General features: G+C 72.8%; 24 protein-coding genes and 1 pseudogene. 8 read left to right on the top strand and 17 right to left on the bottom strand.

Annotated features, from left to right (window positions below; translation table 11 throughout):
• Positions 1 to 29: 29 nt before the first annotated feature.
• Genes O7634_RS22135 through uraD form a run of 10 tightly spaced genes read right to left on the bottom strand, consistent with a single transcriptional unit; the run spans position 30 to position 9,906 of the window.
• Positions 30 to 1,172: an XdhC/CoxI family protein gene (locus tag O7634_RS22135; RefSeq protein ID WP_278152033.1), complete on the bottom strand. Its 1,143-nt coding sequence runs from the start codon at positions 1,170 to 1,172 to the stop codon at positions 30 to 32.
• A complete protein-coding gene (locus tag O7634_RS22130) occupies positions 1,165 to 1,755 on the bottom strand; it encodes a nucleotidyltransferase family protein (protein WP_278152032.1) in 591 nt (196 codons plus the stop codon). The genes O7634_RS22135 and O7634_RS22130 overlap by 8 nt, the downstream gene beginning before the upstream one ends.
• Complete coding sequence (gene alc, locus O7634_RS22125; protein WP_278152031.1) at positions 1,752 to 2,750, bottom strand: allantoicase; 999 nt, start codon at positions 2,748 to 2,750, stop codon at positions 1,752 to 1,754. Before alc ends, O7634_RS22130 begins: the two co-directional genes overlap by 4 nt.
• On the bottom strand, positions 2,747 to 4,063 hold the full coding sequence (allB, locus tag O7634_RS22120) for an allantoinase AllB (protein ID WP_278152030.1): 1,317 nt from the start codon (positions 4,061 to 4,063) through the stop codon (positions 2,747 to 2,749). The genes alc and allB overlap by 4 nt, the downstream gene beginning before the upstream one ends.
• On the bottom strand, positions 4,060 to 5,232 hold the full coding sequence (locus tag O7634_RS22115; protein WP_278152029.1) for a hypothetical protein: 1,173 nt from the start codon (positions 5,230 to 5,232) through the stop codon (positions 4,060 to 4,062). Before O7634_RS22115 ends, allB begins: the two co-directional genes overlap by 4 nt.
• A complete protein-coding gene (gene aceB / locus O7634_RS22110; protein WP_278152028.1) occupies positions 5,232 to 6,794 on the bottom strand; it encodes a malate synthase A in 1,563 nt (520 codons plus the stop codon). Before aceB ends, O7634_RS22115 begins: the two co-directional genes overlap by 1 nt.
• 47 nt (positions 6,795 to 6,841) lie before the next feature.
• The gene (locus O7634_RS22105) at positions 6,842 to 8,212 is read right to left on the bottom strand and encodes an 8-oxoguanine deaminase (protein WP_278152027.1); all 1,371 of its coding nucleotides are present in this window, start codon (positions 8,210 to 8,212) and stop codon (positions 6,842 to 6,844) included.
• Positions 8,209 to 9,075 (bottom strand): factor-independent urate hydroxylase, encoded by an 867-nt coding sequence (pucL, locus tag O7634_RS22100; RefSeq protein ID WP_278152026.1) that lies wholly within the window; start codon positions 9,073 to 9,075, stop codon positions 8,209 to 8,211. Before pucL ends, O7634_RS22105 begins: the two co-directional genes overlap by 4 nt.
• Before the next feature lie 4 nt (positions 9,076 to 9,079).
• Positions 9,080 to 9,406, bottom strand: a complete 327-nt coding sequence (uraH, locus tag O7634_RS22095; protein ID WP_278152025.1) for a hydroxyisourate hydrolase — start codon at positions 9,404 to 9,406, stop codon at positions 9,080 to 9,082.
• Positions 9,403 to 9,906: a 2-oxo-4-hydroxy-4-carboxy-5-ureidoimidazoline decarboxylase gene (uraD, locus tag O7634_RS22090; protein ID WP_278152024.1), complete on the bottom strand. Its 504-nt coding sequence runs from the start codon at positions 9,904 to 9,906 to the stop codon at positions 9,403 to 9,405. The genes uraH and uraD overlap by 4 nt, the downstream gene beginning before the upstream one ends.
• Positions 9,907 to 10,039: 133 nt before the next feature.
• Here uraD and O7634_RS22085 point away from each other — a divergent pair, with 133 nt between their 5' ends.
• The 4 genes from O7634_RS22085 (at position 10,040) to O7634_RS22070 (ending at position 17,270) form a co-directional block, all read left to right on the top strand.
• Positions 10,040 to 11,614, top strand: coding sequence for a helix-turn-helix domain-containing protein (locus O7634_RS22085; protein ID WP_278152023.1), 1,575 nt, complete (start codon positions 10,040 to 10,042; stop codon positions 11,612 to 11,614).
• Between the two features lie 156 nt (positions 11,615 to 11,770).
• On the top strand, positions 11,771 to 12,592 hold the full coding sequence (locus O7634_RS22080; protein WP_278152022.1) for an FAD binding domain-containing protein: 822 nt from the start codon (positions 11,771 to 11,773) through the stop codon (positions 12,590 to 12,592).
• Entirely contained in the window at positions 12,589 to 15,315 is a 2,727-nt protein-coding gene (locus O7634_RS22075) for a molybdopterin cofactor-binding domain-containing protein (RefSeq protein WP_278152021.1), read from the top strand. Before O7634_RS22080 ends, O7634_RS22075 begins: the two co-directional genes overlap by 4 nt.
• Before the next feature lie 113 nt (positions 15,316 to 15,428).
• A complete protein-coding gene (locus tag O7634_RS22070) occupies positions 15,429 to 17,270 on the top strand; it encodes a bifunctional UDP-sugar hydrolase/5'-nucleotidase (protein WP_278152020.1) in 1,842 nt (613 codons plus the stop codon).
• A gap of 127 nt (positions 17,271 to 17,397) precedes the next feature.
• Here O7634_RS22070 and O7634_RS22065 read toward each other — a convergent pair whose 3' ends face one another.
• Positions 17,398 to 20,202 (bottom strand): BTAD domain-containing putative transcriptional regulator, encoded by a 2,805-nt coding sequence (locus O7634_RS22065; RefSeq protein ID WP_278152019.1) that lies wholly within the window; start codon positions 20,200 to 20,202, stop codon positions 17,398 to 17,400.
• Between the two features lie 244 nt (positions 20,203 to 20,446).
• Between O7634_RS22065 and O7634_RS22060 the strand changes: the two genes are divergently transcribed.
• Genes O7634_RS22060 through O7634_RS22050 form a run of 3 tightly spaced genes read left to right on the top strand, consistent with a single transcriptional unit; the run spans position 20,447 to position 22,539 of the window.
• Positions 20,447 to 21,085 (top strand): hypothetical protein, encoded by a 639-nt coding sequence (locus tag O7634_RS22060; RefSeq protein WP_278152018.1) that lies wholly within the window; start codon positions 20,447 to 20,449, stop codon positions 21,083 to 21,085.
• Between the two features lie 6 nt (positions 21,086 to 21,091).
• On the top strand, positions 21,092 to 21,610 hold the full coding sequence (locus tag O7634_RS22055; protein ID WP_278152017.1) for an SdpA family antimicrobial peptide system protein: 519 nt from the start codon (positions 21,092 to 21,094) through the stop codon (positions 21,608 to 21,610).
• Positions 21,544 to 22,539 carry a sporulation-delaying protein SdpB family protein gene (locus O7634_RS22050; RefSeq protein ID WP_278152016.1) on the top strand — a complete coding sequence of 332 codons (996 nt, stop codon included), beginning with the start codon at positions 21,544 to 21,546 and terminating at the stop codon, positions 22,537 to 22,539. Before O7634_RS22055 ends, O7634_RS22050 begins: the two co-directional genes overlap by 67 nt.
• Here the strand turns inward: O7634_RS22050 and O7634_RS22045 are convergent.
• Both O7634_RS22045 and O7634_RS22040 read right to left on the bottom strand, forming a co-directional pair.
• Positions 22,464 to 22,949 (bottom strand): MarR family transcriptional regulator, encoded by a 486-nt coding sequence (locus tag O7634_RS22045; protein ID WP_278152015.1) that lies wholly within the window; start codon positions 22,947 to 22,949, stop codon positions 22,464 to 22,466. The two genes, O7634_RS22050 and O7634_RS22045, sit on opposite strands and share 76 nt — an antisense overlap.
• 8 nt (positions 22,950 to 22,957) lie before the next feature.
• On the bottom strand, positions 22,958 to 24,205 hold the full coding sequence (locus O7634_RS22040) for an NAD(P)/FAD-dependent oxidoreductase (RefSeq protein ID WP_278152014.1): 1,248 nt from the start codon (positions 24,203 to 24,205) through the stop codon (positions 22,958 to 22,960).
• 81 nt (positions 24,206 to 24,286) lie between these two features.
• On the opposite strand from O7634_RS22040, the gene O7634_RS22035 reads away from it, so the two are divergent.
• Entirely contained in the window at positions 24,287 to 24,742 is a 456-nt protein-coding gene (locus O7634_RS22035; RefSeq protein ID WP_278152013.1) for an NUDIX domain-containing protein, read from the top strand.
• A 25-nt stretch (positions 24,743 to 24,767) separates the two neighbouring features.
• Here O7634_RS22035 and O7634_RS22030 read toward each other — a convergent pair whose 3' ends face one another.
• The 4 genes and pseudogenes from O7634_RS22030 to O7634_RS22015 all read right to left on the bottom strand — a co-directional run bounded on the left by O7634_RS22030 (position 24,768) and on the right by O7634_RS22015 (position 26,810).
• Complete coding sequence (locus tag O7634_RS22030; protein WP_278152012.1) at positions 24,768 to 25,178, bottom strand: hypothetical protein; 411 nt, start codon at positions 25,176 to 25,178, stop codon at positions 24,768 to 24,770.
• Between the two features lie 175 nt (positions 25,179 to 25,353).
• Positions 25,354 to 25,545 (bottom strand): DUF397 domain-containing protein, encoded by a 192-nt coding sequence (locus O7634_RS22025; protein ID WP_278152011.1) that lies wholly within the window; start codon positions 25,543 to 25,545, stop codon positions 25,354 to 25,356.
• Positions 25,536 to 25,820: pseudogene (locus O7634_RS22020) on the bottom strand (Scr1 family TA system antitoxin-like transcriptional regulator); the annotation flags it as partial. The gene O7634_RS22025 and the pseudogene O7634_RS22020, both read right to left, overlap by 10 nt.
• Before the next feature lie 135 nt (positions 25,821 to 25,955).
• The gene (locus tag O7634_RS22015) at positions 25,956 to 26,810 is read right to left on the bottom strand and encodes a hypothetical protein (RefSeq protein ID WP_278152010.1); all 855 of its coding nucleotides are present in this window, start codon (positions 26,808 to 26,810) and stop codon (positions 25,956 to 25,958) included.
• Positions 26,811 to 26,974: the final 164 nt, after the last annotated feature.

Here is a 26,974-nt window from a genome sequence, read left to right as displayed (position 1 = left end):
ACCTGCAACGAGGTGCCGGGTCGTCCGGTTCACCGCTGCGGCACCCCGGTGCTCTGGTGGATCGGGCCGCGCAGCGTGCGCAGCGGCCGACAGGTGCAGCCCGAGCGTAGCGCCACCAGCTCGGCGGCGATGCTGACCGCTGTCTCCTGCGGCGTGCGGGCGCCCAGGTCCAGCCCCGTCGGCGCGGTCAGCCTGCCGAGCTCGGCACCGGTCACGCCGGCGGAGGTGAGCCGCGCGACCCGTTCGTCGTGGGTACGCCGGGAGCCCAACGCGCCGATGTAGGCGACGGGCAGGCGTAACGCCAGCTCCAGCAGCGGGACGTCGAAGCGGGGGTCGTGGGTGAGGACGCAGAGGACGGTCCGTTCGTCGACCCGTCCGGCCTCGACCTCGGCACAGAGGTAGCGGTGTGGCCAGTCGACGACAACCTCGTCCGCGTCGGGAAATCGGCGCGTGGTCGCGAAGACGCGGCGGGCGTCCACGATCGTCGTGCGGTAGCCGAGGAACGCGCCCATCCGGGCCAGTGCCTTCCCGAAGTCCGTCGCCCCGAAGATGATCATGCGGGGAGGCGGCACGATGCTGGCGACCAGGAAGGTCGGGTCGTCCCGGTGGCGCTGGCCGTCGCGGCCCACGTGCACTGTCGCCGTTCGGCCGGCCCGGAGCAGGTCCCTGGCCTCCCGGACAACGGCCGCCGTCAGATCCGTGCCGCCGAGCGTGCCGACGGTCCGGTCGGGCAGGAGGACGAGCCGTCGGCCGAGTAGTCCTCCCGGGGCATCGCCTCCGGCGTCCACGCAGGTCACCAATCCCACCGGTGTGCCGGAGCGGATCGCGTCGGCTACCTCGGGCAGGGCCGGGAAGGTGTTCGGGTCGACCCGTTCGACGTAGACGTCGATGGTGCCGCCACAGGTCAGACCGACAGCGAACGCCTCGTCGCCGCTGACCCCGTACCGGTGCAGGCCGGGACGGCCGGTGTCGATGACCTCGCGGGCCAGCTCGTACACCGCGCTGTCGACGCAGCCCCCGGAGACGTTGCCGGTCACCGTGCCGTCGGGAGCGACGAGCATCGTGGTGCCGGACGGCAGCGGCGCGGAGTGCCAGGTGGCGACGACGGTGGCCAGCCCGGTCGGCTGCCCGGCCCGCCACCACCGCTCGACGTCGTCGAGCACGTCACGCATCGGAGCCATCCGGCAGGCCGGCGGGCCGGTCCACGTCGACGCCGTCGCCCAGGTCGTCGCAGGGCACGGCGAGCAGCGTCCGCGCGCGGGCCACGAGGTACGGGCGGGCGCCGGTGTCACCCGCCGCCATCCTGGTCACACCCGGCCAGTGCGCCCGGCCGAGCAGCACCGGGTGGCCCTGCCTGCCCCGGTAGGTGGCGGCGGCGATGGTCCGCTCGCCGGCGTGAGCCGCCAAGCGGGCCACGGCCGCCGCGGAGACGCCGGGCGTGTCGACGACCTGCACGACGGCGGCGGTGACGCCCGCCGGCCGGAGCGTGTGCAGCCCGACCCGCAGGGACGACCCCATCCCGGTCGACCAGTCCCGGTTGACCACGACGGTCGCGCCGTCGAGGTCGGCGACGAGCCGGATCCGGTCGGCCGCGGCGCCCAGGACGACCACGACCGGGTGGCAACCGCCGTCCCGCAGCGCGGCGAGGGCGATCTCCAGGAAGAGCTGGCCGTGCGCGACCGCGAGCGCCTTCGGCAGCCCGTAGCGCCGGCCCGCGCCGGCCGCGAGCAGCACTCCCCCGACGCCGCCGCTCACGTGGACCACCGCTGGTACAGGGAGTCCAGGCCGGCCGGGGTGATCTCGCCGAGAAGGCGCAGGCGGGCCATCCCACCGTCCGGGTACGCGTCGAGCCGCACCCAGCTCACCGGGCGCACCTGCGTGACCAGGAAGCGGTGCCGGGTGTCGGGTTGCAGCCGGGTCACCGGCAGCAGGTCGAACCAGCCGTCCGGGTCGTCCGGGTCGGTCTCGCAGCCACGCAGCGCGGCCGCCCCGGGCGCGTTGCCCTTGAAGTGGCTGGTGTCCAGCTCGGCGAGGCGGACCACGCCGGGGGCGGCCAGGCGGAGCAGGACCCAGTCGTTGCCGTCGTCGCGGCGGCGGGCGGTCTCCCACCCCTCCCCCATCGTGCGCGCCCGGCCCGGAGCGATCAGGTTGTTCGGCGTGCCGTAGAACATGTCGCTGCAGTCGGCGACCAGCCCGCCGTGTTCCAGGGCCGCGAGGTCGACCAGGCCGCCGCTGAGGAACCGTGGGTCGGGAATGGCCTCGCCGTGCACCCGCAGCCGCGCGACACCACCGTCCGGGAAGATCGACAGTCGTACGTGGGTGATGCGGTGGCTCGGGTCGACGGGGAACACGTTGCGGGTGTCACCGGCGAGGGCCGCCCGGGGCACCAGCGGTGTCCAGGGCGCCTCGGCCAACTCCCCCGGCGACGGGTGCCCGTCCAGCCGGCAGCCGTCCACCGCCGCGTACGGCGGGTAGTTGCCGGTGAAGTGGCTGGTGTCGACGACCACGGTGTGCACGATCCCGGGAACGCCGAGTCGCACGATGGCGTGGTCGTGCCCGGGCGTACGCCGCCGGCGGGTCTCCCAACCCTCGTAGACCTGCCCCTTGGCGCCGAAGGTGCGCGGGGTGAACGCCGGCGGGTTCGGGTCGACGAGGTGATCGCTCGGGGCGAAGAACTCGTCGTTGGCGTGGACTACCCCGCCGGACAGCGCCCGGGAGGCCAGGTCGGGCAGAGCGCTGTGTGCGGTCATCGGTCGCTCCGGGAGATCAGCCGCCCGCGTGGCGGGCCGTCGGGCGACACCGGTTGGCCGCGCAGCCACACGGATCGCACGACGCCGTGCAGTGTCCGGCCGGCGTACGGGGTGACCGGGTGGCGGTGCCGCAGCGCGGCGGGGTCGACCGCGAACGGCTCGTCCGGCGCGAAGGCGACCAGGTCGGCGTCGAAGCCGGCGGCGATGCGCCCCTTGCCGCCCAGCCCGGCGATCTCGGCAGGGCGCTGCGCCATCCACCGGACGACGTCCGCGAGCCGGTACCCGCGTCGCCGGGCGGCGCTCCAGACCGCCGGCAGGCCGATCTGCAACGACGCGATGCCTCCCCAGGCGGCCGCGAAGTCACCGCCGGGAGGTCGCTTCAACGCCGGGGTGCTGGGTGAGTGGTCGGAGACGACGCAGTCGATGACCCCGGCGGCGAGGCCCGCCCAGAGGCGGTCCTGGTTCGCCTGGTCGCGGATCGGCGGGCAGCACTTGTACTCGGTGGCGCCGTCCGGCACCTCCTCGGCGTACAGGCAGAGGTAGTGCGGGCAGGTCTCGACCGTGACCCGGACGCCCGCGTTCCTCGTGGCAGCGATCAGTGGCAGGGCGTCCGCCGACGACAGGTGCAGGATGTGGACCCGCGCGCCGAGGCGTCGGGCGGCGTCCAGCACCCGGGCGATGGCCGCTGTCTCCGCGTCCGGTGGCCGGGACGCCACGAAGTCGGCGTAGCGACGCGACGGCGGCGCGACGCTGATCTGGTCCGGGCTCTCCGCGTGCACGATGAACAGGGCGTCGACCGCGTCGAGGGCGTCGTCGAACGCCGTCGGGTCCAGCGGCGGGAACTCCGGCACCCCGGAGTCCACGAGGAAACACTTGAAGCCGAGGACACCGGCGCGGTGCAGTGCGGGAAGGTCCGCGGCGTTGCCGGGCACCGCGCCACCCCAGAACCCGACGTCCGCGTGGACCGCGCCGTCGGCGACGCGCCGCTTCGTCTCCAGCGCCGGCACCGACACGGTCGGTGGGATCGAGTTGAGCGGCATGTCGACGATCGTGGTCACGCCACCGGCGATCGCGGCGCGGGTGGCCGAGGCGAATCCCTCCCACTCGGTGCGTCCCGGCTCGTTGACGTGTACGTGGGTGTCGACGACGCCGGGCAGCAACGCCAGGTCGCCGAGATCGGTGGTCGGACCGTCGGGCGCCGCGTCGTAGTCGGTCACCGCCTGGATCCGGCCATCGGCGAGGCAGACCGTCGCCGGCCGCTCCCCCTGCGGAGTGACGACCCGCGGTGAGCGCAGGACCAGGTCGTAGCTCACATCGCCTCCAGTGTGGCGCTGTCGACGGGCACCTCGTCCGGGTCGAGTGCGCCGCAGTCCAAACCACGGCGGAGGAACAGCGCGAGCGCGTGGCCGGTCGCCGGCTCCTCCAGCACGCCCCCTGCGCGGCGGTCGAGATAGGCCGAGAGGCGTGCCACGGTGCCGGGCAGACCCTCGCGGAAGAAACCGTAGGTGGCCGCGAACCGGGTGGGCAGCTGCGCCGGGTGCAGGTCCCAGCCCTGGTAGAAGCCGCGTTCGAGGGAGCGGCGGACCAGGCTCGCGTGCAGCCGCCAGGCCGCGTGCACGGCGGCCGGGTCACCGACCGGCAGCACATTCGTCGAGCCGTCGCAGAGGCGTACGCCGGTGCCGGCCGCCGCGACCTGCATGACGGCTTTGGCGTGGTCGGCGACGGGATGGTCGAGAGACTGCTGGGCCGCCGCGATGCCACAGGCGGCGCTGTAGTCGTAGGTGCCGTAGTGCAGCCCCACGCAGCGCCCTTCGGCAGCGGTGATCATGCGGGCGACGGTGGCTGTGCCGTCGGCGCCCAGCACCGCCTCGGGAGTCTCGATCTGCAACTCGAAGCGCAGGCTCGCGGTCGGCAGCGCGTACGCGGCCTCCAACTGCGCGCAGAGCAGGGCCATCGCCGCGACCTGCGGCACGGCCCGGACCTTCGGAACGGTGATGACGAAGCCGGACGGGAGCGGGCCGAGAGCGTCGAGGAACACCTCGAGGGTCCGGACCGCCCGGTCCCGGCTGTCCCGTTCCAGGCTCTTGCAGCGCAGCCCGACGAAGGCGGGGGTCGGCCCGTCCCGCAGCCCGGTCGCGGCCGCGCGGGCCGCGTCGTCCTCCTCCTCGTCGTCGCGTACGCCGTAACCGTCCTCGAAGTCCAGGCGAAGGTCCTCAATGGGCTCGCGGGACAGCTTCGCCACCACCCGGTCGCGCAGGTGGGTGGGGAACGGCAGGGGTGGACAGGCGTCGAGCGCGTCGAGCGCCTGCGCACCCCAGGTCGGGCACAGGCCCGGGGTGAACCGGTCCGCCGGCACGTACACGGTGTGCACCGGTTGCCGGCCGGGGACCGCGCCCGGGTAGTGCTGCCGCAGCGCCGCGTCGACGGGCGCGAGGCGGCGGTCCAGTTCGGCGATGGTCCCGGCGTCCAGTCGGCGGCCCATCAGTCGATGACCTCGTACGCGGGCACCGTGAGGAAGTCGACGAACTCCTCGGCCAGGGCGCCGCGCTCGACGAGGGCGCGGGCGTCCGGCCACCGCCCGGCCGCGTAGGCGTCCGTGCCGACGGTGTGCCGGATGCCGGCCAACTCCTCGTCGAGGACGCGTCGGACCAGGGCCGGGGAGACTGTCTCACCGCTGTCGACGAGCGGGACCTTCTGGTGCACCCACTGCCAGACCTGGGCGCGCGAGATCTCCGCGGTGGCGGCGTCCTCCATCAGGTTGTTGATGGCGACCGCGCCGACGCCACGTAGCCAGGCCTCCAGGTAGCGCAGCGCGACCGAGACGTTGGTCCGCAGCCCGGCCGAGGTGACCTCGCCGCCCTCGACGGTGAAGTCGAGCAGCTGGCCGGCGTGCACCCGCACGTCGTCGCGGGTGCGGTCCAGTTGGTTGTCCCGCTCGCCGAGAACGTCGTCGAAGACCTCCTGGCAGACCGCGACCAGCCCGGGGTGGGCCACCCACGAGCCGTCGAAGCCGTCGGTCGCCTCGCGCTCCTTGTCCGCGCGCACCCGTGCCAGGGCCAGCTCGTTCTGCGCGGGGTCACCGCCGGGTATGAACGCCGACATGCCGCCGATGGCCGCGGCGCCACGGCGGTGACAGGTGGCGACGAGCAGTTCGGTGTACGCCCGCAGGAACGGCGCGGTCATCGTGATCGCGGCGCGGTCGGGGAGGACGGCACGCTCGCGGAAGGTCTTGATGATGGAGAACAGGTAGTCCCAGCGGCCCGCGTTGAGGCCGGCGGCGTGTGGCCCCAACGCGTGCAGGATCTCGTCCATCTCGAAGGCGGCGGTGATGGTCTCGATCAGCACTGTCGCGCGTATCGCGCCGCGCGGGATGTCGAGCGTGTCCTCGGCGTACGCGAAGATGTCGTGCCAGAGCCGTGCCTCCCGATGGCTCTCCAGCTTCGGCAGGTAGTAGTACGGGCCGGTCCCCCGCTCGACCAACTCGCGCGCGTTGTGGAAGACGTGCAGTCCGAAGTCGACGAGAGCGCCGCTGGCCGGTGCTCCGTCGACCGGCAGGTGGCGCTCGTCGAGGTGCCAGCCCCGGGGGCGGACGACCACGGTGGCGAGCGGCCGGTCGGCGCGCAGGGTGTAGCGTCGCCCGTCCGGTGCGTCGTAGCGGAGCGTGCCGCGTGTCGCGTCGTACAGGTTGACCTGGCCTGCCACCACGTTCGCCCAGTGCGGGGTGTTGGCGTCCTCCAGGTCGGCGAGCCAGACCTTCGCCGTGGAGTTCAGGGCGTTGATGGCCATCTTGCGGTCGGTGGGTCCGGTGATCTCCACCCGCCTGTCGACGAGGCCCGGCGGTGGTGGTGGCACCCGCCAGGCGGAGTCGCGGATGTGCGTGGTCTCGGGGAGGAAGTCGAGCCGGCCGGTACGGGCGATCTCCGCGCGCCGCCACGTCCGGCGGGCGAGCAGGTCCGCCCGGCGGGCGCCGAAGCGCCGCTGGAGGTCGCTGACGAACTCCCGCGCCTCGGGGCTGAGGATTTCCCGTTCGGTGGTCGTCGGCACATCCGCTCCTGTCCTCGCTGTCGCAGCGCTGTCGGTGGCGTCGGGGTTCAGGTCCGCAGCCGGCCCGCTGCGTGCCGGGCGCGCACGAGCAGGTCCCGTTCGTCGACGGTGGTCAGCCGGCCGCCCTCGACGACCGGTCTTCCGCCGACGAGGAGCAGCTCCAGCGGTGGCGGAGCGCCGAAGACCAGGGCCGCCACCGGGTCGGCGATGTCGGCGTGGCCGAGCCCGTCGAGACGCCAGAGCGCGATGTCGGCGAGCTTGCCCTCCTCGATGGATCCCAGGTCGTCCTCGCGGCCGAGGCAGCGGGCGCCCCCGCGGGTGGCGAGGGTCAGCGCCTCCCGGGCGGTGAGTGCGGTCGGACCGCCCCGCAACCGGGCCACCAGCAGTGCCTGGCGCAGCTCGGCGACGAGTTGCCCGGCCTCCTGGGAGGCGGGGCCGTCGACACCGAGGCCGACGGGCACTCCGGCGTCGAGCAGGTCCCGCACCGGCGCGATGCCGGCGCCGAGGCGGGCGTTGGAGCTGGGACAGTGTGCGAGGCCGGTGCCGGTCTCAGCGATCCGCTTGACGGCTTCGGCGTCCAGGTGCACGCCGTGCGCGAGCCAGACGTCGTCGCCGAGCCAGCCGAGCCGCTCGGCGTACTCGGCGGGTGTGCACCCGTGCGTGGCCCGGCAGTAGGCCTCCTCGTCGACGGTCTCGGCCAGGTGGGTGTGTAGTCGCACACCGGCGTTCCGCGCCAGTGCGGCGGCCTCGCGCATCAGCCGCTCGCTCGCCGAGAACGGGGAGCAGGGGCCGACCGCGACCCGGACCATCGCGTCCGGCGACGGATCGGAGAAGCGGTGGATCGCCTCGGCGGTCGCGGCGAGCGCGGCGTCGGTGTCCTCCACCAGGTGGTCGGGAGGAAGGCCACCCGCCGACGCGCCGAGGTCCATGGATCCGCGGACCGGGTGGAAGCGCAGGCCCACCCGGCCCGCCTCAGCCACCTCGGCCGCGAAGAGGTCGCCGGCGCCGGGCGGGAACACGTAGTGGTGGTCGGTGGTCGTGGTGCAGCCGGAGAGCGCCAGCCAGCCCAGGCCGGCGCCGACGGCCGCCGCGACGTCCTCCGCGCCGATGCGCGCCCAGATCGGGTACAGCTCGGTGAGCCAACCGAACAGGTCGGCCTGCTGCGCGAGGCCGCGGGTCGCCCACTGGTAGAGATGGTGATGGGTGTTGACCAGGCCCGGCGTGGCGAGGCAGCCGGAGGCGTCGACCCGACGGAGTGGCCCGGCGTCGTCGATCGGGGTCGCCGCGCCGGCCCCGACGGCGGCGATCCGACCGTCGGCGATGAGGATGTGACCCTGCTGGTACTCGCGGCCGTCGGTGTCGACGGTCGCGATCGCGCAGCCCTCGAGCAGGATCCGCTGCCCCGGCGGCGTGCTCACGAGTCCCACCACGAGTCGGCCCACTGTGGGGCGTCGTCGCGGCGTACCGCGCCCTCGATCAGCCCGTACGGTCGGTCGGGGGCGTGGAAGACCTGGTTCGGGTTGTCGAGCCCGAACGGTGCGAGGTCGACGGTGAAGTGGTGCTTGTTAGGCAGTGACAGCCGCACCTCGGTGATCTCCGGGCGGTGTGCGAGGACCTGTCGACCCATCGCGTACAGGGTCTGCTGCAGGGACAGGCTGTGCGTGCCGACGAACGCCTCGACGAGGTGACGGCGGGTCTCGGCGAACGAGGCCGCCCAGTCGTCGTTGTCGCTCGTCGCGTGTCGCCAGCGGGCGTCCACCGCGGTGGCCAGGATCCGGTCGTGCGCGTCCGGCAGGGTCGTGTACTCGTCCCGGACGAAGCCGAAGAACTCCGAGGCGGTCGTGTTCATCAGCACCATCCCGGTCAGCCCGGAGACGACCACGGCGTCCGACCCGTCGACGGTGACAGTCGTCGTACGCGTCTCCGCTCCGGCGCGGGCGAACGAGTGCTCGCCCAGGCGGCCCCAGGCGTGCTGTTCGATGGTGACTGTCGCCCGGCTGATGGCGGACTGGGACTCGACGAAGTGTCGCGCCAGGAGCAGACCGAACTCCTCGATCTCGCCGACGCCGTGGCGGCGGGCGAACGCGTACACCGTGTTCTTCTGGCTGTCGGTCGGCAGGACGCGGGAGTTGTCGCCGGTGAGGTGGGTGTCGGCCAGGTCGCCGGCGAGCGCGACGCCGACGGTGAGGTCGGTCAGGTGGTGCCGTTCGCCGTGGCGGACGACGTGGACCAGCCGCACCTCGGCCTTTCCGTACTGGTGGGGACCGAGCACGATGTCCATCGGGTCAACTCCCTCGGTAGGTCGAATAGCCGTACGGGCTCAGCAGCAGGGGCACGTGCAGGTGCCGCCAGGCGTCGGTGACCACGAACACCACCGACACCTCGGGAAAGAACGCCCCGAGGCCGAGATAGCCGGCGGTGTCGAAGCAGAGCCGGTACGTCCCCCGGGCCCAGCGCCGCTTCGGCACCCAGTCGCGCAGTCGCCCGTCGGTGTCGGTCCGCCCCGTGGCGACGTCGATCCACCCGTCGCCGGCCCAGCGGTACAGGTGGACCAGCACGCCCTGGGCCGGTTCACCACGGGTGGTGTCGAGGACGTGTGTGGAGAGGCTCACTCGGTCACCAGCCTGGTCAGTCGCAGCTCGGTGATGCGGGTGAGCTCCGCCCGGACCACCTCCCGCTCGGTCGTGGTGTCGTTGTCGAGCCGGGACCGGGCGGCGGCGAGGATCTCCGCTGCCGACCGTCCATTCGCGAAGATCAGGAAGACGTGCCCGAAGCGGTCCTCGTAGGCCTGGTTGACCTCGCGCAGCGCGACCCGGGCCGTATCGGCGCTGTCGGCGACGCCGGCCTGCTCGCGCCGGGACCAGACCGCGTCGCGGTCGGTCCCGGCGGCGCGCTGCCCGATCCGGGGGTGCGCCGCCAGCGCCTGGGCAACGTCCGACCAGGGCAACCCGGCGAGCACCTCCGAGCTGGTACGGACGAGCGCCCGCTGGTCGGCGTAGGGACGGGCGGCGGCCACGGCCCGCGCCCACGACGGCGACGCGCAGCAGGCCGACAACGCCCGCTCGGCGTCGATCGTGGGCAACGCGTTGAACCACCCCAGACGCTGGTCCACCGGTCCTCCCCTCCACCCGTCGGTGGCGGTAGTCAAACAGCGCCGGGGGCCGGGAGCATTGGGCGAGCGAACCGAACTTGAAACATTCCCGCCCTACGGTCTCTGGAGCTTCCTCCAAGGCAAGGAGTTGTCGATGCGGCTCAGCGACCTCCTGGGCCAGGCCAACCTCAAACTGACGATGCTCAGCGGCCACGGCCAGGGTGAGCGTGTGATCCAGCAGTTCTTCACCACCGATCTGCTCGACCCGAGCCGCTATCTCTCCGGTGGCGAGGTGGTGCTCACCGGTCTCATGTGGAGGCGCGTCCCCGAGGATTCCGAGGTGTTCGCGACGGCTGTCGCGCGAGCCGGCGTCAGCGCGGTCGGGGCCGGTGCGGCCGCCTTCGGTGGGGTTCCGGTCGACGTCGTGGAGGCGTGTACCCGCCACGGCGTCCCCGTCTTCGAGGTGCCCGTCGAGGTGTCCTTCACCGCCATCAGCGACGCCATCGGCGCCGCACTGCGGGTGGAGAAGGCCACCAACCTGACGGCGATCGTGAATCGACACCGGGGCCTGATCGCCGCGCTGACCGAGGACGCGCACCTCGCCGATCTGCTGCCCTCGGCCGCCGCCGAGATCCCCTGCTGGGTCCTGTCGCCGACCGGTCGGCTCGTCGCGGGCACCGCCCCGATCGCCGACGACCTGCGCGCCCGCCTGGCCCGCACCTTCCTGACCGCCCCCCAACTGCCCCACGTGCTCGGCACGGCGCGCAACCGGCGGTACTCCCTCTTCGCCGCCGGCACCCGTCCCGGCCGGCGTCTCGGCGCCTGGTTGTTCGCGTGCGCCGGCGACGCGACAACCTGGAGCAGCGACCGCCGGCAGGCCGTCGACGGCCTGCTCACCCTGCTCACCCTCGAACGTGCCCACCTCGACCGGCATCTGCACGTGGAGCGACGCCTCGCCGCGCTCCTGATCCAGCCGCTCGTCAACGGCGCCCCACCCGGGGAGATCGCGGCCCGGCTCGAGGCCTGCCACCTCGACCCGGACGCCACCGTCGTCGTCCTCACCGCCGGGACCAGCGGAGGAGCACCCGACGATCTGGCGCTCACCGTGGTCGAGGAGATCGTGCGACCGCTGGCACCCTCGGCCGCGATCGCGGCGGTTGGTGGTGAGGTGCACGCGGTGATCCCCGTCGACCCCCGGTCCGACGACGACACCGCGAGCACCGGAGCCGGCCCGACCGACGTCGTCGAGCGGATCCGCCAGTCGACCCGGGCACTGACCCCGGGGCTGCGGGGCGAACGGATCGCCATCGGGCTCAGCGCTCCGGCGCACCACGTCGCGACGGTGAACAGAGCGGTCGAGGAGGCACGGCACGCCTACCGGTACGCGGTGACCGGGCAGGACCAGGTGGCGGTGGTCTCCAGCGCGGAGCTCTCCTCCCACGCGCTGCTGCTGGCCAGCGTGCCGGTCGAGGCCCGGCGGGCCTTCCACCAGCGGCTGCTGCACCCTCTCGCCGACTACGACAGGTCCCACGACGCCCGCCTGGTGCACACCCTGGACATGTTCCTGCGCTGCGACGGGTCCTGGACCCGCACGGCGAAGGCGCTGCACGTCCACGTCAACACGTTGCGGTACCGCATCCAACGCATCGAACAGCTCACCGGTCGCCGGCTGCACCGCTTCGACGACCGCGTCGACCTGTATCTCGCCCTCGAACTGCAACGCCACTGAGACCCCTGCCCGCCACCGGCCCGGCTGTGCGAACGCCCAACCTCCGGCGGCGCCGGACCGCCAGCGTTCGTGTCCTGCGCCAATGGGCGACGACGTCGCGCACTGCTGAGATTGCTGGCAGGTGAGCTACCGGGTTCGCGGGACGGGGTGTGGGCGGTGGATCTGAACACGGTGCGAGCGGTGGTTCCGGCCGAGGCCGCGGGCCCGTGGCGGCCGGGGGACGCCTGGCTGGCCGGTGGCACGTTCCTGTTCTCGGAGCCACAGCGGCACCTGCGCCGGCTCCGCGACCTGGCCGGCGCGGGCTGGCCCCCGCTGACCGTCACACCGCACGGCCTGGACATCGCCGCGACCTGCACGATCGCCGAGCTGGCCGGCCATGCGGCGTCGCCCCGCGCCGCGCAGCGGGAGCTGATCAGGCAGTGCTGCGAGGCGTTCCTCGCCTCGTTCAAGATCTGGAACACGGCGACAGTGGGCGGGAACGTGTGCACCGCCCTGCCGGCCGGCCCGATGATCTCGCTCGGCGCGGCCCTGGACGGCACCTGCCTCGTACGGGACGCCGGTGGTGGCCGACGCGAGCTTCCAGTCGCCGAGTTCGTCACGGGCGTGGGCACGACCGCCCTCGTACCCGGTGAGTTCCTACGGTCGATGACCCTGCCCGCCGCCGCGCTGCGCAGCCGGACCGCGTTCCGCAAGGGGTCGTTGTTCCCCCTGGGTCGCTCGGCGGCGCTGCTCATCGGCCGCGTCGACGCGGACGACGGGTCGTTCCTGCTGACCGTGACCGCGTCGACGGTACGGCCGGTGCAGGTGCGGTTCGACGCCGTGCCGTCGGCCGGGGCGCTACGGGAGGCCGTCGAGCACGGCGTCCCCGCCGACCTGTACGTCGACGACGTGCACGGCCTGCCGGCCTGGCGACGCCAGCTCACAGTCCTGTTCGCCGAGCAGATCCGCGCCGAACTCGCCGCAGGGAGCACGCGATGAGCACCGGACCCATCGTCGTCGACGGGGAGTCCTGCTCGGCAGCGCCACGGCCCGGCCAGTGCCTGCGCACCTACCTGCGTGAGCACGGCCGCTTCGGGGTGAAGAAGGGCTGCGACGCGGGCGACTGCGGGGCGTGCACCGTGCACGTCGACGGGCAGCCCGTGCACAGTTGCGTGTTCCCGGCGGTCCGGGCGTCGGGCCGCCGGGTGACCACGATCTCTGGTCTTGCTCCGACCGCCGGGTTGCATCCGGTGCAGCGGCGTTTCCTGGACGCGCAGGGCTTCCAGTGTGGCTTCTGCACCGCCGGGTTCATCATGACGGCGGCGGCGCTGGACGAGGACCAGCGTCACTCGTTGCCGCAGGCGTTGAAGGGCAACCTCTGCCGCTGCACCGGCTACCGGGCCATCGCGGACGCGATCCACGGCGTCCGCCACGTCGAGGCGCCGCACCCGGACACGACGGTGGGGGTGAACGTCGCGGCGCCGGCCGGACCGGACGTGGTCACCGGCGCCGCCCGGTACACCTTCGATGTCCACGTGCCCGGCCTGCTGCACCTGAAGGTGCTGCGCTCCCCCCATCCGCACGCACGGATCCTGTCCATCGACGCCACCGCCGCGCTCGCCCTGCCGGGCGTGCACGCGGTGCTCACCCACGCGGACGTCCCCGACCGGCTCTATTCCAGCGCGCAGCACGAGCAGGTGGGCGACGACCCGGCCGACACGCGCCTCCTGGACGACGTGGTGCGGCACGTCGGCCAACGGGTCGCGGCCGTCGTCGCGGACACCGAGTCCGCCGCCGAGGAGGGCTGTCGGCGGGTCGTCGTCCACTACCAACCGCTGCCGGCGGTCACCGATCCCGAGGACGCCATGTCGCCGGGCGCGCCGGTCCTGCACGCCGACAAGGGCGGCGAGAGCGGCATCGCCCGCCCGGGCGACAACGTGGTCGCCGAGATCCACGCCGAGGTGGGCGACGTCGCCGCCGGCCTGGCGGCCGCCGACCTCGTCTACGAGCAGACGTTCCGCACCCAGCGGGTGCAGCACGCCAGCCTGGAGACGCACGGCGCGCTGGCGTACGTCGACGACGACGGGCGCGTCGTCGTCCGCTCCAGCACCCAGACCCCGTTCCTGACCCGACGCTCGCTGTGTCGACTGTTCGATCTGCCCGACGACCGGGTACGGGTGGTCGCCGGTCGCGTCGGTGGCGGGTTCGGCGGCAAGCAGGAGATGCTCGTGGAAGACCTCGTCGTCCTCGCCACCCTGCGTACCGGCCGGCCGGTCAAGCTCGAACACACCCGTGAGGAGCAGTTCACCGCCACCACCACCCGCCACCCGTTCACCGTCCGGGTGACCGCCGGCGCGCGCCGCGACGGCACCCTCACCGGCATCCGGCTGCGGGTCGTCTCCAACACCGGCGCGTACGGCAACCACGGGCCGGGCGTGCTGTTCCACGGCTGCCACGAATCGCTGTCGGTGTACCGGTGCCCGAACAAAAAGGTCGACGGGTACGCGGTCTACACCAACACCGTGCCCGCCGGCGCGTTCCGCGGCTACGGCCTCGGACAGGTCAGCTTCGCCGTCGAATCGGTCCTCGACGAGATCGCCCGCCGCCTGGACATCGACCCGGTCGCCTTCCGCGCCCGCAACGTGGTGCGGCCCGGCGAGGCACTGGTGGCGCCCGCAGGCCCCGACGAGGACCTGACCATCGGTAGCTACGGGCTGGACCAGTGCCTGGACGTCGTGGCCACCGCGCAGCGGGAGCCGAGCCCGCCGGCACCAGCGGGTTGGTTGACCGGACACGGTATGGCGGTGTCGATGATCGCCACCGCGCCGCCTGGCGGGCACCACGCGGACGCCCGCGTCACCCTGCTTCCGGACGGACGCTACGAGGTGGCCGTCGGCAGCGCGGAGTTCGGCAACGGCAGCACCACTGTGCACCAGCAGCTCGCCGCGCAGACGCTGGGCACCACACCCGAGCGGGTCACCATCCGCCAGTCCGACACCGACCTGGTCGGCCACGACACCGGGGCGTTCGCCTCCACCGGCACGATCGTCGCGGGCACGGCGGTGCTGCGGGCCTGCCGGGAGCTGCGTGAACGGCTGCGCGCCCTCGCGGCCACGCACAGTGGCGTGCCGGCCGGGCGCTGCCGGCTCGGCCCCGACGTCGTCGACTGCGCCGGCGCCCGGCTGCCGCTGCGGGATCTGTGGGACCTCGCCCGGACCGCCGGCCAGTCGGTGGCTGCCGGCGGGCAGTGCGCGGGCACCCCACGATCGGTGGCGTTCAACACGCACTGGTTCCGGGTGGCGGTCGATCCCGAGACGGGCGAGGTCCGCATCCTGCGCAGCGTGCACGCCGCCGACGCCGGCACGGTCGTCAACCCGATGCAGTGCCGGGGCCAGGTCGAGGGGGGCGTCGCGCAGGCCATCGGGGCCACCCTGCACGAGGAGGTACGCGTCGACGCCGGCGGCGCGGTCACCACCGCCGCGTTCCGGCAGTACCATCTGCCGACCTTCGCCGACATTCCGCGCACCGAGATCCACTTCGCGCGCACCAGAGACGACGTCGGGCCGCTCGGCGCGAAGTCGATGAGCGAGAGCCCGTTCAACCCGGTCGCTCCCGCGTTGGCGAACGCGTTGCGGGACGCCACCGGCATCCGCTTCACCGATCTGCCCCTGACCGCCGACCGGGTCTGGCTCGCTCTCGACGAGCAGCGCCGGATTATCTGACCGGCGCGAGAGCGGGTACGTTACTCGCCATTCACGATGACTGATTACCCAAGAGCGCTCGTTCGGGTTCACCAGAGCAGCGCATCCCCGATGGTTCACCTGAGGAGTATCAGTTGCGTTTCCTACCCGTCCGCGCGGCGCTGGCCACGGCCGCCGCCACGCTTGTCGTCCTCGGCATCGCGCCGGCTCCGGCGCAGGCCGCGGAGACCGAGGTGCAGATCCTCGGCTTCAACGACTTCCACGGCCGCCTGGAGGCCCCCACCGCAGGGGTCGGCGGTGCGGCCCAGATGGCCGGCATGATCAAGCAGTTGCGGGCGGCCAACGCCAACACGCTGCTTCTCTCCGCCGGTGACAGCATCGGCGCGTCCCCGTTCATCTCGCTGGTGCAGCAGGACGCGCCCACCATCGACTTCCTCAAGACGATCGGCGTCGACGCGTCGAGCATCGGCAACCACGAACTCGACCGCGGCTTCGACGACCTCGACGACCGGGTCATCCCCCGCGCCGGCTTTCCGCACCTCGCGGCGAACGTCTACCGGGGCGCCGAGCCGGCTCCCGGGCGGCTGGAGGAGTCGACGGTGCTGACGATCGGCGGCGTCCGGATCGGCGTCGTCGGAGCGGTCACCGTCGAGACGCCGTCGCTGGTGTCGCCGGCCGGTATCCGAGGGTTGGAGTTCAAGGACCCGACCACCGAGGCGAGCCGCGTCGCGGCGAAGCTGAGGGCCGACGGCGACGTGGACGCCGTCGTGCTCCTGGTGCACGAGGGCTCCGAGGCGAGCGGCACGGACGCCACCGCGTGCGCCAGCGTGGCGGACCCGAAGACCCCCTTCGGCAAGATCGTGACCGGTGCCAGCGCCGACATCAACGTGATCATCTCAGGGCACACGCACGTCCCGTACAACTGCGCGTACGACGTTGCGAAGCTGGGGCACAAGCGGCCGGTGCTGCAGACCGGTCGGTACGGGGACGCGCTGGACCAGATCAAGCTCACCATCACCGACGGCAAGGTCACCGCCGCCGAAGGTGCCGTCCTGCCGATCAAGGGCTACCCGGAGGACCCTGCGGTCGCGCAGTTCGTGGCGGACGCCAAGGCCGAGGCGGACGTGCAGGGCAAGGTGAAGATCGGCGAGATCACCGCCGACATCAAGCGCGCCGTCACCGCAGAGGGCGTCGAGGACCGAGGCAACGAGTCGAGCCTCGGCAACTTCATCGCCGACGTCCAGTTGGAGGCCACCAAGGCCGCTAACCGGGGCGGGGCGCAGATCGCTCTCATGAACCCCGGTGGCCTGCGTGCCGACTTCGTCAAGCGTCCGGACGGCACCGTCACCTTCGCCGACGCCGCCACCGTCCAGCCGTTCGCCAACGACGTGATCACCAAGTCGTACACCGGTAAGGAGATCAAGGCGGCGCTGGAGCAGCAGTGGCAACCGACGGGCGCGTCGCGCCCCTTCCTGCACCTGGGCGTCTCGAAGGGCTTCAGCTACGTCTACGACCCGAACGGCTCCGCCGGTAACCGGGTCATCGCCGACCGCATCTTCCTCAACGGCACGGTCCTCGACCCGAACGCCACCTACCGGGTGTCTGTCAACTCGTTCCTGGCCTCCGGCGGCGACAACTTCGACGCCCTCGGCGACGGCGCCGACCAGTTCGCCACCGGCGACAACGACCTCACCGTGCTGGTCGACTACTTCACGACGAAGTCGCCGGTCACCGCCGACACCGTGGAACGCGCGTACACCGTCGGTCAGCCGGGCGCCCCGGTCGCCGGCGGCGGTCCGAGCGGCGGCCCGACCGGCGGACCCGGCAACGGCGGCGGCGCCGCCGGTGACCCCGGCCTGCCGATCACCGGCGCCAAGGTGCTCACGATCGTGGGCGCCGGCATCGTCCTGGTGCTGGCGGGCGTCGTCGCGCTCCTGCTGGCCCGGCGTCGGCGGATCCGCCTCACCGTCAAGTGACGCGGGTCTGAGCACGGTCGTCTCCGGGAGCCGCTCGACGGCTTCCGGAGACGACGCGGCCGCTGAGCGCTGGTGCCCCGGACAAGCGGACAGCGACGCTGGCCGCGCGACCCGCGTCCCGATCGGGTCAGCCCGTCGTCACCGCGCGGATCTTTTCCAGGAGGTGTCCGGTGTCCTGGCCCAACTCCACGCGGATGTCCAGCGCCTCCCGCCACACCCCACCCGCCGCCGAGCGTTCGCCGGCGGCGAGGTGGGTGTCGCCCAGGTGCGTCAGCGTTGTCGACTCGAAATAGCGCTCGCCCGTCTCCCGCCAGAGCGACAAAGCCTGCCGGTAGCACCCGGTGGCCTCGGCGTACTGGCCCAGGTGGTGGTGCGCGCACCCGAGGCTGTCCCAGGTGTGGGCCTGCCAGTAGCGGTCACCGGCCTCCTGTTGCAGCAGCAGCGCCCGCTGACAGTGGTGGAGCGCGCGTTCGTGGTCGCCGAGCTGGCTGTGGTACCAGCCCGCGTTGTTCAAGGCGTTCGCCTGCCCCGATCGGTGCCCGGCCGCCCGGAACAGCCGCTGCGCCAGTTCGGCGTAGCGCAGGGCGAGCCGGGGCTGGCCCCGGTGCTCGGCGACCGTACCGAGGTTGAGCAGGGTGCGGGCCTGCCCGACCTGGTCGGCGAGGTCGCGGTAGAGCCGCACCGCGTGCCACAGGTGGTCGCGGGCCTCGCCGTGCAGACCCCGCCGCAGGCGCGCGATGGAGATGTTGCGGTGCGCGCGCGCCTGCCCGTCGCGGTCGCGTATCCGGCCGGCCGCCTCCAGCGCGAGCTGCTGGACGATCGCCTGGTCGTGCCAGCGGCCACTCCGGTCCAGGAACGTGGTCATGGCCCAACCGAGCTGCCACGCGTGCACGTCGTACCCGTCGTCGCCGGCCCGGCGCAGGAGGCCGAGCAGCACCGGATACTCCTGGCGGAACCAGGTCCAGGCCGCCTCGCGGTCAGCGATGACCGCGACGGTCACCCCCGGCGCCGCCGCCGGCAGCCGGATCGGGTCCCGGTGCGGGTGCAGCCGCAGGTCGGCGAGGTGGGCGCCGCCCAGGTAGTGGTCGACCATCCGGTGGGTCACCGCCAGCCGCTCGGCGCCGTCCTCCTCGCTGTCCGCGCGCTCCACCGCGTACGCGCGGAGCAGGTCGTGCATGGCGTACCGGCCGGGCGTGTGCTCGGTGACCATGTGCGCGTGCGCCAGTTCGGCCAGCAGCGGGCGTACCCGCGCGGGGGCGACACCGGCCAGGCTGGCCGCGGCGGCCACGCTCACCTCCGGGCCGGGGTGTGTGCCGAGCAGTCGGAACAGGCGCGCGGCCGCAGCGCTCAACGCGCGGTACGACCAGGAGAAGACCGAGCGGACGTCGGTCCCGGCGTCCGTGCCGGTGAACCCCTCCAGCCCTCCGTGGGTGCGGTCCAGTTCCTCGGCGATGGCCCGTAGGGCGAAGTGCGGGTGACTGACCAGCCGGGACGCCACGATCGCCAGCGCCAGGGGCAGCCCCGCCGAGCGGGCCGCGATCGTCGTGGCGGCGGCAGGCTCCGCGGTGAGCCGGGACGCGCCGAGTCGACGGACCAGCATGCCGTACGCGTCGTCGAACGGCAGCGGGTCGAGGGTGAGCGGGTGCGCCCCTTCGGTCATCACCAGGCCGGTCAACCTGTTCCGGCTGGTGATCAGGGTGAGGCAGCCGGGGCCGCCCGGCAGCAACGGGCGGACGTGCTCGCTGTCACGGGCGTTGTCCAGCACCAGCAGGACCCGACGCCCGGCCAGCAGCGTACGCAGCAACGCCGACTGGGCGGCGAGCCCTTCGGGCAGGTGCCGCGCGGGCACCTCGAACGCCTGCAGGAAGCCACGGACCGCCTCACCGGCCTCGAGCGGAGGGCCGGTCGGGTGGAATCCGCGCAGGTCGACGTGGAGGTGCCCGTCCGGGAACCGGTCGGCCACCAGGCGGGCGAAGTGGACCGCCAGGGACGTCTTCCCCACTCCCGCGATGCCGGAGATGACCGCCACGGTGGCCGCGCCGGCCCGGGTGGCCGCGTCCAGCACCCCGCACAACTCGTCCAGCTCCGCGGCGCGTCCGCTGAACGCGTACGGCGAGGCGGGTAGCTGCGCCGGGACCGGTTTGGCCGGGGTCGGCGCCTCCGCTCGGGAGATGGTCACGGGCGTGCTGACCGGCGCGAGTCGCGGGTCGTCGTTGAGGATCGCGCGGTGCAGGTCGGTCAGCTCCGGTCCCGGCTCGATCCCCAGGTCCGTCACCAGCAGCCGGCGTACCCGGTGGTAGGTCTGGAGCGCCTCGCTGCGGCGGCCTGCCCGGTAGAGGGCGAGCATGAGGTGCGCGTGGGCCCGTTCGCGTAGGGGTTCCGCCGCGACCAGGTCGGCGATCTCGTCCACCAGCTCGACTCCGCCGCCGAGCGTCAGCTCGAGGGAGATGCGCTCCTCCTGGAGGCTGCGGCGTTGGTCGTTGAGCTGGGCCGCCGCCGCCTCGACCAGCCGTCCGGTCACTCCGGTGAAGGCGGGCCCGCGCCACAGCGCCAGCGCCTGCCGGAGGTGGGCGACCGCGCCGGCCAGCTCACCGGCGGCGGCGAGCCGGCGGCCCTGCCGGGCCCGCTCGGCGAAGACCCGCAGGTCGATCTCCTCGTCCGGGACTCGCAGCGAGTACCCGCCGGAGTCGGTAGTGATCTCGCCAGCCGTCGCCAGCCGCCCGCGCAGGGTCGACACGCAGTTGCGCACCACCTTGACCGAGCTGGTGGGCGGGCGCTCGTCCCAGATCGCCTCGGCCAGCCGGGACACCGTCACCACCCGGTTGGCATCGAGCAGCAGGGCGGCCAGGACACGTCGCTCCCGTGCCGCGCCCAGGGCGATCTGATCACTGTGCAGCCGCACGCTGAGCGGGCCCAGCACCTCGAACCTCACGTACCTCCCGCCCCGTCCGTGCACCGGTCCGTCCGGTCCGGACGTCGGGTGACCGACGGATCGGCCGCCCTCGGGACCGGGCCGTGACACGTCGGATTGTCACACCGCCACGATCTCGTGCATAGCCGACCGCCGATGAGCGTCCGCCGGCGCCTCCGGCTGGGCCGGGGACGGTTCGGGGACGGTTCGGGGACGCTCCGGCGCAGGGTGCTCCTCACCACCACTGTTCTTCGAGGGGGTAATGATGAGTCACCGCAAGGTGTGGTTCGGGCTGCTCGTGCTGGTCCTGGCGACGGTGTCCCTCGGCTTCGGGGCGCGCGGCCAGGCCGATCCCGGTTGGCCGGCGCCGCCGCCGCGGTACCGGGCCACCGAAATCTCCGACGCGGTCCTGTTCAACGACGGGCCGGTCGCCAACTGGCTGGTTCACCTGCAACGTCCGCCGACCCGGTGGACGCCGGCGCTGCGGTACGCCCAGAGCGCGCTCAACGCGGAGCTGACCCGTCGGGGCTCCTGGTCCGAGGCGGCGATCGGACAGCGGATACAGAGCGGCAACCCGGTCGTGGTGCGCGACGGGCTGGTCACCCTCGTGGCGGTGGCCCGCGAGGTGTTCAACCGGACCTTCGGCAAGGAGACCGTCGACGCCGCCGTGCTCCTGGTCAACGACGCCCTGTTGGAGAACGCGTACGAGGTCGTCCGGGCCGACTCGTACATCGACACGGACAACAACAACCGGACTCCGCTGGAGGTCGGCACCATCCGAGCCATCTTCGCCGGTGGTTTCGCCGACTGGTCCTGGGACATGACCGGCAACCCGGCGCCACGGGCCAAACTGGTGCAGGACCAACTGATCGCCATCGTCGCCCGCGACCTGCGGACCAGGTAGTTCACTGTGGACGACACGCGGTTGGGTCGCCTGGTCGCCGGGATCGCGGTGGTCGCAGTGCTCCTCGTGGGCTACCTCACCCGGGCGGTGCTGCCGGTGGCCGCGATGCCGGCCCCACCCGGCCGGACGGTGGCCCGCGCGCTGGTGCCGGAGGGCTGGGCGTTCTTCACCCGCGACCCCCGCCGTCCCAGCCCGGTCGCCTACGCCCCGGACCGGGACGGCCGGTGGCGCCCCGCCCCGGGCAGCAGCCGTGGCCCGGCCGGGCTGGACAAGCGGGACCGCGCCCGCAGCGCGGAGATCTCGCTGCTCACCCGCCGGCTGGACGCGTCCTTGTGGAGCGAGTGCGCCGGCGAGCCCGCCACCTGCCTGGCCGCCGCCCCGGCCGTCGCGGCGGCCAACACCGCCACCGTACGCACGCTCTGCGGCGACATCGGGATCGTCCTTCAGGAGGTACTGCCATGGGCCTGGAACGACCTGCCGACCGTGCTCCCGTCCCGGGTGGCCCGGCTCACGGTGACCTGCTAGACCGCTGGCTGGCCCGGCTCGGCCGGCGGTGCCGGCCCGCCCTGACCGTCGCGCCCTGGTCGAGTGGGTTCGGGTTGGCCCGTACGCTGCTGGCCACCGGCACCTGCGCCACCCTGCTGGTCAACCCGCCGGCGATCCTGCTGTCGATGGACGGCACCGCAGGGTGCACCGGGCCGGCCGCCGCCGGCATCTGGTGCGTGCTGCCCGGCGGGCAGGGGCAGCTCGCCGCGTGGATCGCGATCGGCGTGCTGGTGGTCGTGGCCAGCGGCTGGCGCCCCCGGTGGACCGCGGTGCCGCACTGGTACGTCTCCTGGAGCGTGATCGCGAACCTGTCCGCGCTGGACGGCGGTGACCACATCACCGCCACCCTCAGTCTGTTGCTGCTTCCCGTGGCGCTGACCGACCCCCGCCGGTGGCACTGGCAACCACCACCGGCGGACCCGGCGATCGGCGTCGGCCGGGTGGTCGCGTACGCCGCGCTGGTCCTCGTCTGGCTCCAGGTCGCCATCGTGTACCTGCACGCCTGCGTCGCGAAGCTCGGCGTCACCGAGTGGGCCGACGGCACGGCGATGTTCTACTGGCTCCGTACGCCCGGGTACGAGCCGCCCGAACCGCTGCGCCCGCTGCTCGACGCGGTCACCGGCTCCGCCGTGGGGGTGACGGTCTTCACCTGGTCGGTGCTGGTGCTGGAGTTCGTGCTGGCGGTCGCCCGGCTGCTGCCCGCCGGGGCGCGCCGCGTGCTACTGGTCGCCGGGTTGGCGTTCCACGTCGGTATCGCCGTCGTCCTGGAGCTGGTGACCTTCGGCTTCGCGATGAGCGGGGCGCTGCTGCTCTACCTGCTGCCGGTGGGTCATCAGGTCCGGCTGCCGGTGTCGCCGTCGCGGAGCCGGTCCAGCTCGGCGAGGTACATCGCCCGCATGCGGTCGTAGTGCCGGACCAGCAGATCGATCTCGTCGACGCGGTAGCCCTCGACGAGCCGCTCCGCCCCCTCGGCGAACGCCTCGTACGGTCGCCTCAGCTCGGCGACCCGCTCCGGCCGCAGGGTGACGACCAACCGTCGGCGGTCCGCCGGATCGCGCTCGGCCGTCACGTAACCCGCCTGCTGGAGCCGGCGGAGCATGCTGGTCACCGCGCCGGTGGTGAGGTTGGTCCGCTCGGCGACCTGCCCCGCGCTGGCCGACCCCACGTCCGCCAGGTAGTCGAGGCACTCCAGGTCGCTCACGGCGAGGCCCAACCGCTCCGCGATGGCGTACCGGAACACCATCGACAGCCGCGACATCTCCCGCCCGGCGCGCAGGAGGTCGGCGACCGCTGACGCACGGGTCGGCTCGTCGGACACGCCCGCAATCATGCCTCCGGCACGGTGACCCGGTGCAGCCGAGGTAACACCCGGGTCAACACCCAGTGCGGTACGGCCGCGCCGCCGGTGAGGCGACGCATCAGCCCGGCGGCGGTGTCGACGGCGCGGAAGGCGTAGGGGACCATCTCGTCCTGGTAGCCGGCGATCGCCTCCTCCACCGGCGTACCGCTGGCGCGGGCCTCGACCAGCCTGCGCCCGAGCGCCGCGGCGTCGCGCAGCGCGGTGTTGCCGCCGTGCGCGCCGAACGGCGGCATGACATGGACGGCATCGCCCATCATCGTCGCCCGGGGCACCGCCCATCGGCGCGGGCGCCGGCCGGTGGCGAAGAGGTTGAGCACCGTTGAGTCCAGCTCGGCGGTGCCGACCAACCGCCGGATGAGCGGGTGGAAATCGTCGCTCATCCGCGAGGCCAGTCGCCACAGCGCCAGCAGGTCCCCACGGACGCCCTGTGGCACTTCCTCCTGCCGGAGCAGCATGCCCCACATCACGTAGTCGTCGCCGATTGGCGCATAGTTGCCCGGAGCCAGCCGCGCGAACGCCTCCGGCGGGCCTTCACCGAACCGCATGGACGTGAAGAAGAAGGCGCGGCCCGGCCGGCCGGCGATGGCCAGAACCCCGCTGCTCCGCAGCGCCTCCGGAATGACGCTCTCGCCGTTGCGCAGCAGGGGCGACCGGCCGTAGATGCCCGCCATGGAAGTGTTCGCCGGCTCCGCGTCCGGCATGAGCTGCGCGCGCAACGCGGAGCCGACCCCGTCCGCGCCCACGACGACGGTCGCCGCGGCGGCCCCGCCGTCGGAGAACCGCAGCCGCAGCCCGGCCGGGCCTGCGTCGTCCACCGCGACGGCGTCCTTGCCGTAGTGGATGCGACCGTTGAGTCCACACAGCAGGATCGACCGCAGGGTCAGCCGATCGACCTGGCGGGTCGCGTGCGGCTCGTCCTTGAAGGCGATGGTGAAGGCGTCCCGCAGTCGACTGTCGGTGAAGCGCAGCTGCCCGCCGGGCTCGTCGCCGGTGGCCAGCGCCAGGTTGTACAGCTGCCGGGGCAGGCTCTCGCGCAGCGCCCCCAGCCCGTGCCGGTCGAGGATGATCCGGTAACCCTGCCGCCGAACGAAGGGGCCCGGGTCCCGCTCGTAGACGTGCACGTCGATGCCGGCCCGCAGCAGGTGCTGGGCGAGGCAGAGGCCGGAGAGGCCGGCACCGGCGATCGCCACCGAGAAGTTCGTCGATGTGCCCATGCGATTATCTTAATGACTAAGATGATTTCGGCAAGGGCCGTCGGGCGTCAGGTTGTCCCACCCCTGTGCTCTACTCCCGTCATGCATGTCGTCGTCTGCGGTGCGCTGGTCAAGAACGACACGGTCCTGCTGGTGCACCGCAGCCCGACCCGCCGGGCGTACCCGGATCTCTGGGACCTGCCCGGAGGACACGTCGACGCGGGCGAGTCGGAACCACAGGCCCTCGCTCGTGAGATGCACGAGGAGCTGGGAGTCCACATCGTGGTGGAGTCCTCCACGCGGTTGGGTGATCTGCACGGCGGCAGCGGCGACGACGCCGTCCACGTCAGCGTCTGGCACATCAGGGACTGGATCGGCACTCCCACCAACCGCGCGCCCGAGGAGCATGACGACATCGCCTGGGTCGGGCTCAGCGAGCTGAGCAGCCGTCCCCTCGTGTTCGCGGCCCTGCCGGCGCTGCTCCGTCCCGCACCTGAGCCTGGCCGGCCGCCTGGCCGAGGCGACGCACGGGCAACCACAACGCCGGGCGGACCTTAGCTCCGTAGCGGTTCGCCAGGTGGCGTCAGAACCAGGTCCACGGACGGACGAGTCGCCACAGACGTCCACGCCAACGCGCACGTCTGGGGTGCAGGAACATCTCGATGTCGTCCAGCGCGTTGGTGGCAGCGGCCCGGACGTGCGGCTTCACGCGCGCCTCGCGCAGAGCGACAACGACCCGGCCCTCGTCGAGTTGCCCGTAGACCCTCGCCAGGTGCCCGAGGCAGGTAGCCGACAACGCTTGAACCTGACGGTCATCATCATCAAGCAGAGTCAGGTAAAGCTCCTGTGACTCGCGCCAGTCGCCGTCGCCGTACAACGCGCACCCGACCATGGCGTCCAACGCGCCCGTGATGTCGTGACAGTCGAGGGCCGCCCGCACATCGGTGGGCCGGGCCGGCGGAGGATTGCGAAACGTTCCGTGCTCGTGGGTCACGTCACCACGCCCCTCAGCCGCAGAGTCTGGTCACCGCGCAGTTCGAGTGTCACCGCTCATCCGACTGCCGTCCCAATATGCGGGCCGGACATCCTGAGCGCTGTCGCCCCGCTGAACGGATACGCGAAGCGCCCGCCTCAGGATGAGGACGGGCGCTGTCGTGCGTCTATGCCGGCTACGCACGCCCGGCGACCCGGGCGACGAACGCCCGCCACACGCCGGACGTGAAGCTCAGGGTTCCGCCGTCACGGTCCTTCGTATCGCGGACCAGGACTACACCGGGAAGGTTGTCGGCGACCTCAACGCACGCGCCGCCGTTGCTGCCGCTCTTCGTGCTCTTACGCCACTGTGCACCGGTCATATCCATGATGATGCTGCTTCCCTGATGAGGTCGAGTGACTGCGCCCTTGGTAGAGCTTCGCCAACTATGCGCGCCCACCGCCGTTCGAGGGTAGCAATTTCCGACGCCTCGTCAGTGATGTGCGCCCTCACCTGGCCGTCTTGGTGCCCGACTCTCGTACCGTCGGGCACTTCGGCGAGGATGAACGGGCCGCCCATCCCCAGGTACATCGGGGTATCGCGCGGCACCACATGGACCTGCACCAGCTCGGCGCAGGCCGCGATGTGCTCGCACTGCTCGCGCTGGTCCGCCGCCCGCGCCGCAGCGACATGATCTGACTCTCCAAGGCGCTCTCGCTCTCGGCCTTTTCCCATGGCTCCGGCTGACGTCCGCCCGGTCCGGCGACCGGGGCCGCCGGTGGCGGCCCCGGCCCCTCGTCAGCTCCCGCAGATGCCGTACCCGTTGAGGCTCCACGAGCCGGCCAGGCCGTCGGCGTCCTCGTCCGCCCGCACCCGCACGGTGTTCCCGCCGGTGATGTTGATCGCGGTCAGCAGCACCTGACCGTTGCCGGCGTTGATGTCCGCGCCCGCGCTGTAGAGGCCCTTCCCGGCGGGGCACGCCTTCAGGCCGCTGTCGGACGGGTCACTCGCGCTCGTCCCGATCCTCGCGATCCGCTCCAGCCCGGCGGGCGCGGTGGCACAGACAGCGACCGCCGTGGCGCTCCAGCCGGCCGGCGAGGTCCCCTGCACCGGGACCGCCCGGACGGTCACCGAGGCCAGGTCGAACGACGGGACCACCTGGTCGAGCACGACATCGCCGAGGCCGCTGTTGATCCGCCCGCCCATGCCGATGACCTTTTTCGTCCCGCAGCTCGCCGTCACGTACTGCGTCCCGACCGCCCCGGTGGCGGCCACCACCTGGTAGCCGGCCGGCGCGGTGGCACACTGCGCCAGGGCTTGCAGCCCCCAGTCACCGGCGAAGTTGACCGGGCCCACCTCCCGCATCGTCACGAAGAACCCGGTGCCGTTCGACAGTGGCTCCAGCCGGTCCAGCCCGACCCGGCCCGCGGCCGACGAGCCGGCAGGAAGGTAGCCGCCGCCCCCGGTGACCACCTTGCCCGCCGGGCAGGAGGCGAACGCGGACTTGTCCGCGCTGCTCTCGGCCGCCGACTGGGCGACAGTGACCAACCCCGCCGGCACCGCCGACGCCGGTGCCGCCCAGCCCAGGCCGGCCACCACCGCAGCCGTCGCGACAACGGCGGTCAGAACACCCCGTCTCCTTGTTGCTCGCATGTCACTCTCCCCTGTCCGCGTCGACCGACGTCGCGCCGGCCGACGATCGCGCCGGACCCACCGCCGGCGACTGAGGAGAGCCTGGGCGGGGCCGCTTGCCGTCCGCTATCCGACCGCTTGTCATCGGCCACCCGGGCCACGCCGTTCATAGACTGTGGTCGTCC

It is taken from the genome of Micromonospora sp. WMMD1120 (genome assembly GCF_029626235.1).
Classification (GTDB): domain Bacteria; phylum Actinomycetota; class Actinomycetes; order Mycobacteriales; family Micromonosporaceae; genus Micromonospora.
This window is presented reverse-complemented; position numbering and strand designations above follow the sequence as displayed.

Excerpts from the sequence above, each read along its gene's own strand:
- O7634_RS22135 (WP_278152033.1), bottom strand. The coding sequence starts at position 1,172 with ATGCGTGACGTGCTCGACGACGTCGAGCGGTGGTGGCGGGCCGGGCAG.
- alc (WP_278152031.1), bottom strand. The coding sequence starts at position 2,750 with ATGACCGCACACAGCGCTCTGCCCGACCTGGCCTCCCGGGCGCTGTCC.
- O7634_RS22115 (WP_278152029.1), bottom strand. The coding sequence starts at position 5,232 with ATGGGCCGCCGACTGGACGCCGGGACCATCGCCGAACTGGACCGCCGC.
- pucL (WP_278152026.1), bottom strand. The coding sequence starts at position 9,075 with ATGGACATCGTGCTCGGTCCCCACCAGTACGGAAAGGCCGAGGTGCGG.
- O7634_RS22085 (WP_278152023.1), top strand. The coding sequence starts at position 10,040 with ATGCGGCTCAGCGACCTCCTGGGCCAGGCCAACCTCAAACTGACGATG.
- O7634_RS22075 (WP_278152021.1), top strand. The coding sequence starts at position 12,589 with ATGAGCACCGGACCCATCGTCGTCGACGGGGAGTCCTGCTCGGCAGCG.
- O7634_RS22060 (WP_278152018.1), top strand. The coding sequence starts at position 20,447 with ATGAGTCACCGCAAGGTGTGGTTCGGGCTGCTCGTGCTGGTCCTGGCG.
- O7634_RS22050 (WP_278152016.1), top strand. The coding sequence starts at position 21,544 with ATGGGCCTGGAACGACCTGCCGACCGTGCTCCCGTCCCGGGTGGCCCG.
- O7634_RS22040 (WP_278152014.1), bottom strand. The coding sequence starts at position 24,205 with ATGGGCACATCGACGAACTTCTCGGTGGCGATCGCCGGTGCCGGCCTC.
- O7634_RS22035 (WP_278152013.1), top strand. The coding sequence starts at position 24,287 with ATGCATGTCGTCGTCTGCGGTGCGCTGGTCAAGAACGACACGGTCCTG.
- O7634_RS22025 (WP_278152011.1), bottom strand. The coding sequence starts at position 25,545 with ATGGATATGACCGGTGCACAGTGGCGTAAGAGCACGAAGAGCGGCAGC.
- O7634_RS22015 (WP_278152010.1), bottom strand. The coding sequence starts at position 26,810 with ATGCGAGCAACAAGGAGACGGGGTGTTCTGACCGCCGTTGTCGCGACG.